Here is a 7,326-nt window from a genome sequence, read left to right on the forward strand (position 1 = left end):
ACCTCAAGATCTTCAAGAGTGTTTTTTAATAGTCATCTTGCTTATACCCAAGTGCTTGTAAATCTGCTTTTTTATCTTTCCAATTAGGTTGTACTTTAACCCACAACTCAAGATAGACCTTATCACCAAGCATTTTTTCTATCTCCTTACGTGCCCTTGTTCCAATTGTTTTGAGCATTTTACCGCCTTTACCAATTAAAATTCCCTTTTGAGAAGAACGCTCAACAATAATCGTAGCCTGCACTAAAATCTTTTCTTCATCTTCGCGTTTAATTCTTTCGACAACCACCGCAACAGAGTGGGGAACTTCCTCGTGTGTTAAATCAAGCACTTGTTCACGAATTAGTTCACCAGCTATAAACCGTTCTGGATGGTCAGTTACTTGATCTTCGGGATAATATTGTGGTCCTTCAGATAAGCTATTACTAATTGAACTTACTAATTCCTCACAATTAATTCCTTGCAAGGCTGAAATTGGAAAAATTTCCTTAAAATCTAACTCATTACGGTAATTCTCGACAATATCAAAGATAGCATCAGGATGAATTTTATCAATTTTATTAATCACCAAAAAAACTGGACTCTTAACTTGTTTTAAACGTTCTAAAATAAATTCATCTCCACGTCCCTTTTTCTCAGTTGCATTAACCATAAAAATGACTGTATCAACTTCATTTAAAGTTGACAATGCTGATTCCACCATAAAGTCTCCTAGACGGCTTTGGGGTTTATGAATTCCTGGAGTATCAATAAAAACAATTTGAGTATCTTCTGTCGTGTAAATCCCCTGAATTTTATTTCGAGTAGTTTGGGCCTTATCGCTCATAATTGCAATTTTTTCGCCAATTACTTGGTTTAAAAATGTTGATTTACCAACATTTGGTCTTCCAATTATCGCAATAAATCCTGAATGTTTTTTTATTTGCATTTATAATCCCTTCTAATTAAAAAATATTTGCCACAAATGAGGTACAAAGACCATAAAACCAACAATTAATGAAAAAATGGAAGCAACCAAAACAGCTCCAGATGCAATATCCTTTGCTTTTTTTGCCAAACTATTATTTTGAGCACCAACAATCAAATCAACAACATTCTCAATTGCCGTGTTAATTAACTCGCAAACCAAAACTAACGTTATACTTAGCCCAAGCCATAACCACTCCCCTAAGGTAACTTTAAGCCCAAAACCAATAAGTATTACCAAGATTGTCATCATAGAATGAAATCGTAAATTACGCTCCTCTTTCCATGCAGTATTCAACCCTTGACAAGCATGACAAAAAGATACCCAAAAATGATGGTGTTTCCACTTTGCGGCACGTTTATTTTTTAAGTCCATAGGCATCTAATATCTCACGTTGCAATCCAAACATAACTTCCTCATCTTCTTTACGCATATGATCATAACCATTTAAATGCAAAAAACCATGTACAACCAAAAAACCTAATTCACGTTCTTCTGAATGTTCAAGATATTCTGCTTGTTCCTTTACTTTATCCATAGATACCATAATATCACCAATATTTTTAGGTACATCAAAATCTTCATCATCTGGCAGAATTATTGGCAAGTCGTCATCACTTTCTTCTTCAATTGCGAAACTAATAACATCAGTCGGCTTGTCAACTCCACGATATTGCTTATTTATTTCATGTATTCGTTCATTATCCATTAATGTTACTGACATTTCTGTATCATCAGGTAAATTAATATACTTTCCAGCATAGTCCAATACATTTTTTACCAAATCAATTCTTTTTTCAGAAACACTTTTAGTTTCATCAAAAATTTCTAAATCCATCAATTTACCTCTCTTTTTCAACTTGTTTCGAATAAGCATCAATTATTTCTGCAACAACTGGGTGACGTACGATATCGGCAGCATCAAATTTCACAAAACTAATATGCGGACGACCAACTAATATTTTTTCAGCATCTACAAGCCCACTTTGATTATGACCTTTGGGTAGATCAATCTGTGTTTTGTCACCATTAACGACCATCTTAGAACCAAATCCAAGCCTAGTTAGAAACATCTTCATTTGTGCACGTGTCGTATTTTGTGCTTCATCAAGAATCACAAATGCATTTTCAAGTGTTCGACCACGCATGTATGCAAGGGGCGCAATCTCAATAATTCCTCTATCTAACAATCTTTCTGTATGTTCCTTACCTAAAACACTATAAAGTGCGTCATATACAGGCCTTAAATACGGATCGACTTTTTCTTTCAAATCTCCAGGTAAAAATCCGAGTGACTCTCCAGCTTCTACTGCCGGCCTAGTCAAAATGATTTTTTCTACTTTATTTTTTTTAAGAGCTGCTACCGCCATTACAACAGCCAAAAATGTTTTTCCTGTTCCAGCTGGACCAATTCCAAAAACCAAGTCATTATTGTTTATGGCTTGAACATATTGACGCTGTCCATAATTTTTCACTCTAATTGGCTTCTTTTTTTGATCTCGTAAAAGTGTATCAGTGTACAAATCCTGAAAATATATCAAGGTACCACGGTCTGCCATTTTAATAGCCGATAAAACATCAGTACTACTAATTGAAACACCTTGTGTAATTAAATTTGTCAACTGCTTTAGTATTTCCACTGTCTTGTCAACAACTACACTTGTTCCACTAACTTTGATTACTTCACCAAATGGTTTTAAAACAACATTTTCGCTTTCTTCAATTAACTTGATGTACTTATCATGCGTACCCATCAATGCAACGCTTTGTTGTGGATCTTCTAATCTAAATTCTTTTTCAATTAATTGTTCTTCCGTCAATCCGCATGGACTCCTTCAAATAACCATATTATGCCTAAATAATAGCATATATTTAATATCTAATAAAGCCTAGGAGATAGAACAAGAATTATATTGCTTTAATTCCTAGTATTCCCAATATATAAATTATCGCTTTACAAAAAAAAACAAGCTAATCAAAAATTAACTCGCTTGTTTTGGTTATTACTTACATATTAGTTCAATAATGATTTCACAACTGAATTAACAATTTTTCCATCGGCTTGTCCCTTGAGTTTAGGCATAACTGCACCCATTACTTTACCAAAATCAGCCTTAGATGTTGCTCCAATTTGTCGAATCGTTTCTTCAACAATTGACTTTACATCATCCTCACTAAGTTGCTCCGGCAAATAACGTTCGACAATCTCGATTTCCTTCTCAAGTGCAGGAACTAAGTCACTACGACCTGCAGATGTAAATTCATCAACAGAATCCTTACGTTGTTTTAGTTCACGAGATAAGACACTAACTTCTTCATCAGAGGTCAAAGTATGACCAACCTTAATCTGTTCGTTCGTAACAGCTGCTTTTAACATTCGAACAGTACTTAAGGTTTCTTTATCGTGAGCCTTCATCGCAGTTTTCAAATCATTATTTAATGAATCTAGTAAGCTCATCAGTTCTACCCCTCCTTAGGAATTAGAAACGACGCTTGTTTTTACGTTTTCTTGCTGCTTCTGACTTTTTCTTACGTTTCACACTTGGCTTCTCGTAAAATTCACGTTTTCGGAATTCTTGTAAAGTACCTGTTTTTGAAACGGTGCGTTTGAAGCGACGAAGAGCATCATCAAGAGATTCGTTTTTACGAACGACTGTCTTTGACATATTGTTTCCCTCCCTCCGAGCTTTAAAGTAACCGTCTATTCTTGCATAAATACACAAATTTAATAACAGTTCCTAACTATTATACATAAATGGTAACAAACCGTCAATACATCAAAGTAAACATCTTCAAAAAACAATGAAATCGTTTTATTTACGAGAAATATTATTCTAATGTATAATAAAACAAACTATAAATATTTATAAAGGGGATTAAAGATGACACAAGAAAAAAAGATGGTTATCTTTGTAATTTCAGATTCACTTGGAGAAACCGGAAATAACCTTGCTGAAGCTGCTACTGTACAATTTCCAAATGTTAAATTTGAATATCATCGCTTTCCATTAACTAAAACAACTTCTCTTTTAGCAGGCATTTTAGAAAAGGCTAAAAGATTAGATGCATTCGTCGTGCACACACTAGTCGGCAAAGGACTGGCCTCTTATGTCAATTCCTATTGCAATGAAAATCATCTTTGTGTACTAGATGGGATGTCCAATATTATTACAACAATTGAAGAAAAAACTGGAGAAACTCCCTTATACCAATCTGGAAGAAATCATAATCTTAACCAAAGTTATTTTAATCGAATTGAAGCACTTGAATTTGCGGTCACATATGATGATGGAAAAGACCCCGCAGGTTTTGAAAAAGCTGACATTGTACTTCTAGGTGTTTCAAGAACATCTAAGACACCACTTTCATTATATTTAGCAAATAAAAATTTTCGTGTTGCAAATCTTCCGCTTGTCCCCAAGGCAGGAATTCCCAAAGAAATTTGGCAAGTTGATCCTCAAAAAATTTTTGGACTTACAAATGATCCTACAATTCTAAATAATATTCGTAGGGAAAGAATGATTACCTATGGTTTAAACCCTGATACGAACTACTCAAGCATTCAAAACATTGAAAAAGAACTAGCATTTGCGGCCGATTTATATAAAAAAATTGGATGTCTTATCATTAATGTTTCTAACAAATCTATCGAAGAAACTGCAACATTAATTATGGAAAGTTTACCAAAATAATTACTTTGTATCCAAGTAATTAAAAGCCTTGCTATTCTAATTATTAGATACAAGGCTTTTTTGTCATTATGTTAATTTAAAAATTAATCATCAGAATTTAACTGTTTATAATTTACCTTTTTGGTCAAATACTTTTTCTTGCATTTTTGGATCAAATAATTGTTCTTCAAACATTTTAATTTCAAATGCATACGGTGCATATTGATTTTTTTTATCAGGACCAACATAAGGCGTTTCCATAATTTTGGGCACATCAACTAATGATTCGTGATGTACGATATAGTTCAATGCATCAAAGCCAATCGTCCCAAAACCAATATTTTCATGGCGATCTTTATGTGCACCTTGTACGTTTTTTGAATCATTGACATGCATTACCTTTAAACGCGAAATTCCAATAATTTTGTCGAATTCTTCAAGAACACCATCGAAGTTTTCTTTGATATTATATCCGGCATCATTTGTATGACAAGTATCAAAAGTAACTGATAGCTTATCATTATACTTGACGCCATCAATCATTTGCGCAATCTCTTCAAAAGTACGTCCAACTTCTGTACCTTTTCCAGCCATTGTTTCAAGAGCTATTTGAATTTTTTGATTAGGCGTAATAACCTCATTTAGTCCTTTGACAATATTAGCAATCGCTGCATCTGCTCCTGCTCCCACATGAGCTCCAGGATGAAAAGTCATTTGTGTCGCTCCAAGTGCCTCAGCACGCTCAACTTCTGCACGTAAAAATTCAACTGCAAATCCAAAATTTTCAGGCTTCGTGGTATTCCCCAGGTTAATAATATAAGGAGCATGAACAACAATGTTACTCAAATTATGGTCACTCATATACTCATGACCAGCTTCTATATTCATTTCAGAAATTGGTTTTCTCCGAGTATTTTGAGGTGCCCCTGTGTAAATCATAAAAGTTGATGCACCATAGGATACTGCCTCTTTAGCAGATCCTAATAGCATATCATTTCCTTTCATTCCAACATGTGATCCTATTAACATCTTAATCCTCCTCTTTCACTTACGGTTCAGGCTCATAAAAATGCCCCATAATTTGAACATTTTCAGAAATACTTACAAATGCATAAGGATCAGATTCTTCCATTGCAGCTTTAAGTTCAGCCTGTTCATACCGTGAAATTACAGTAAATAAAATTGACTTTTCATCATGATGGTAAGCACCTTCAGCTCCGTGTACAATTGTAATTCCACGACGCATATGGCTTTGAATACAATCCACCACACTTTTAGGTTTGTTAGTCACAATCATCACTTGCATTTTTTGCTGTCTTGTATAAACCATATCCATCACCCGAGCATTAATTACAATTCCGAGAGCAGAATAAAAAGCATAAGGCCATCCATATACAGCACCAGCAGCTAAAACTATTAAAGCGTTAAACGCCATATTAATAGTTCCGATACTTTTACCTGTTTTTTTACGCAAAGTTAACCCAATAATATCTAGACCACCGGTAGAAATCCCGTTTTTCAAGGCCAATCCTGTTCCAAAACCATTAATTGCTGCGCCAAAAATAGCACAAATAATTGGATCAGTTGTAAGTGTAATTGGTTTCAAGGACTTTATCATAATACTTGAACAAATAACTGCTAAGAAAGTAAAAAAGGTAAAACGATGACCAATATTGCGCCAAGCAATTACAAATAAAGGCAGGTTTAATATTAATAAAAGCAGAGCAGTTGATAGATGAATAGGCCCAGCATTTCGCGTAATTGTTTCAATCAATTGTGCTAGTCCTGTAACCCCTGACGAATAAATTTTACCAGGAGTCCAAAAAAAATTCATTGCAATAGAAACCAAAATACCATATATAAAGGCAGTTGAAGCACGGGCAACATATTGATGTCTCTTCCATATTTTTTGAAGTTCGTCCATTTATTCTTTTTTCATTCTCCTCTGATTGATTTAATTGCTATAAAATTATAAGAATCTTCTTTGATACTCCATTCTACCAATTTCTTCCATGGCAAAACGTTCAGGGTTTTTCTTGTAAAATTCTTGGTGATACTCTTCTGCCCTATAAAAAGGCTTTGCATCTTCGATGGAGGTCACAATTGGTTTATCATATTTACCACTTTTAGCTAATTTTTCTTTTGAATCAATCGCAATTCTATTTTGTTCCTTGTTTTTTGTAAAAATTACGGGGCGATAACTATCGCCTCGATCTTGAAATTGACCCATTGCATCGGTTGGATCAGTCTGCTGCCAATAAATTTCTACTAATTTTTCATAAGAAACAACTTCTGGGTCAAAAGTTATCTCAACCGCCTCAGTATGTCCAGTAGTGTGCGAACACACTTGTTCATAAGTGGGATTAGCAACATGCCCACCAGTATACCCAGAAACAACTTTGATAATTCCAGGATACTCATCAAAAGGTTTTACCATGCACCAAAAGCATCCCCCAGCAAAAATAGCGGTGTCAGTTTTTTCACTCATTCAAATTCCTCCTAGTAGTGTTAACAAGAATAAAATAACTCATTCATTTATAGACTGCAAGAGTTAGTAATTATAATTATGCGTTAAATTTTATGTTTTGTAAAACAAATTAATTAAATCAGAGTGTGAGAAATGTTGAATAGACAATGAGCACTAACAGTAACTTATGAAATAGCAGATTTGGGCTACAAATAAGTTGA

The 7,326-nt window shown here is 34.3% G+C and carries 10 protein-coding genes; 1 reads left to right on the top strand and 9 read right to left on the bottom strand.

Annotation, left to right across the window (positions count from 1 at the left end):
• Positions 1-25: 25 nt before the first annotated feature.
• The 6 genes from era to rpsU form a co-directional block, all read right to left on the bottom strand.
• Positions 26-928: a GTPase Era gene (era, locus tag FC80_RS06055; protein WP_057829231.1), complete on the bottom strand. Its 903-nt coding sequence runs from the start codon at positions 926-928 to the stop codon at positions 26-28.
• A gap of 12 nt (positions 929-940) precedes the next feature.
• Complete coding sequence (locus FC80_RS06060; protein ID WP_057829358.1) at positions 941-1,342, bottom strand: diacylglycerol kinase; 402 nt, start codon at positions 1,340-1,342, stop codon at positions 941-943.
• Positions 1,326-1,805 carry an rRNA maturation RNase YbeY gene (ybeY, locus tag FC80_RS06065; RefSeq protein ID WP_057829232.1) on the bottom strand — a complete coding sequence of 160 codons (480 nt, stop codon included), beginning with the start codon at positions 1,803-1,805 and terminating at the stop codon, positions 1,326-1,328. Before ybeY ends, FC80_RS06060 begins: the two co-directional genes overlap by 17 nt.
• A 4-nt stretch (positions 1,806-1,809) precedes the next feature.
• On the bottom strand, positions 1,810-2,787 hold the full coding sequence (locus tag FC80_RS06070) for a PhoH family protein (protein ID WP_057829233.1): 978 nt from the start codon (positions 2,785-2,787) through the stop codon (positions 1,810-1,812).
• A gap of 194 nt (positions 2,788-2,981) precedes the next feature.
• On the bottom strand, positions 2,982-3,425 hold the full coding sequence (locus tag FC80_RS06075; protein ID WP_057829234.1) for a GatB/YqeY domain-containing protein: 444 nt from the start codon (positions 3,423-3,425) through the stop codon (positions 2,982-2,984).
• A 22-nt stretch (positions 3,426-3,447) separates the two neighbouring features.
• Entirely contained in the window at positions 3,448-3,633 is a 186-nt protein-coding gene (rpsU, locus tag FC80_RS06080) for a 30S ribosomal protein S21 (RefSeq protein ID WP_057829235.1), read from the bottom strand.
• Between the two features lie 216 nt (positions 3,634-3,849).
• Between rpsU and FC80_RS06085 the strand changes: the two genes are divergently transcribed.
• Positions 3,850-4,659: a pyruvate, water dikinase regulatory protein gene (locus FC80_RS06085; protein WP_057829236.1), complete on the top strand. Its 810-nt coding sequence runs from the start codon at positions 3,850-3,852 to the stop codon at positions 4,657-4,659.
• 105 nt (positions 4,660-4,764) lie between these two features.
• Here the strand turns inward: FC80_RS06085 and FC80_RS06090 are convergent, their stop codons facing one another.
• From FC80_RS06090 to msrA, 3 genes are read right to left on the bottom strand one after another with little or no spacing between them, the layout of a single operon-like run.
• Positions 4,765-5,667, bottom strand: coding sequence for a deoxyribonuclease IV (locus FC80_RS06090; protein ID WP_057829237.1), 903 nt, complete (start codon positions 5,665-5,667; stop codon positions 4,765-4,767).
• 19 nt (positions 5,668-5,686) lie between these two features.
• Entirely contained in the window at positions 5,687-6,562 is an 876-nt protein-coding gene (locus tag FC80_RS06095) for a YitT family protein (protein ID WP_057829238.1), read from the bottom strand.
• Positions 6,563-6,607: 45 nt separating this feature from the next.
• Positions 6,608-7,126, bottom strand: a complete 519-nt coding sequence (msrA, locus tag FC80_RS06100) for a peptide-methionine (S)-S-oxide reductase MsrA (protein WP_057829239.1) — start codon at positions 7,124-7,126, stop codon at positions 6,608-6,610.
• Between the last annotated feature and the right edge of the window lie 200 nt (positions 7,127-7,326).

This window comes from Liquorilactobacillus cacaonum DSM 21116 (genome assembly GCF_001436735.1).
In the GTDB taxonomy this organism is placed as follows: Bacteria; Bacillota; Bacilli; order Lactobacillales; family Lactobacillaceae; genus Liquorilactobacillus; species Liquorilactobacillus cacaonum.

Bases quoted from the DNA above. Each gene is read 5' to 3' on its own strand.
- ybeY (WP_057829232.1), bottom strand. From the start codon at position 1,805: ATGGATTTAGAAATTTTTGATGAAACTAAAAGTGTTTCTGAAAAAAGA.
- msrA (WP_057829239.1), bottom strand. From the start codon at position 7,126: ATGAGTGAAAAAACTGACACCGCTATTTTTGCTGGGGGATGCTTTTGG.
- era (WP_057829231.1), bottom strand. From the start codon at position 928: ATGCAAATAAAAAAACATTCAGGATTTATTGCGATAATTGGAAGACCA.
- FC80_RS06060 (WP_057829358.1), bottom strand. From the start codon at position 1,342: ATGGACTTAAAAAATAAACGTGCCGCAAAGTGGAAACACCATCATTTT.
- FC80_RS06095 (WP_057829238.1), bottom strand. From the start codon at position 6,562: ATGGACGAACTTCAAAAAATATGGAAGAGACATCAATATGTTGCCCGT.
- FC80_RS06090 (WP_057829237.1), bottom strand. From the start codon at position 5,667: ATGTTAATAGGATCACATGTTGGAATGAAAGGAAATGATATGCTATTA.
- FC80_RS06085 (WP_057829236.1), top strand. From the start codon at position 3,850: ATGACACAAGAAAAAAAGATGGTTATCTTTGTAATTTCAGATTCACTT.
- FC80_RS06075 (WP_057829234.1), bottom strand. From the start codon at position 3,425: ATGAGCTTACTAGATTCATTAAATAATGATTTGAAAACTGCGATGAAG.
- rpsU (WP_057829235.1), bottom strand. From the start codon at position 3,633: ATGTCAAAGACAGTCGTTCGTAAAAACGAATCTCTTGATGATGCTCTT.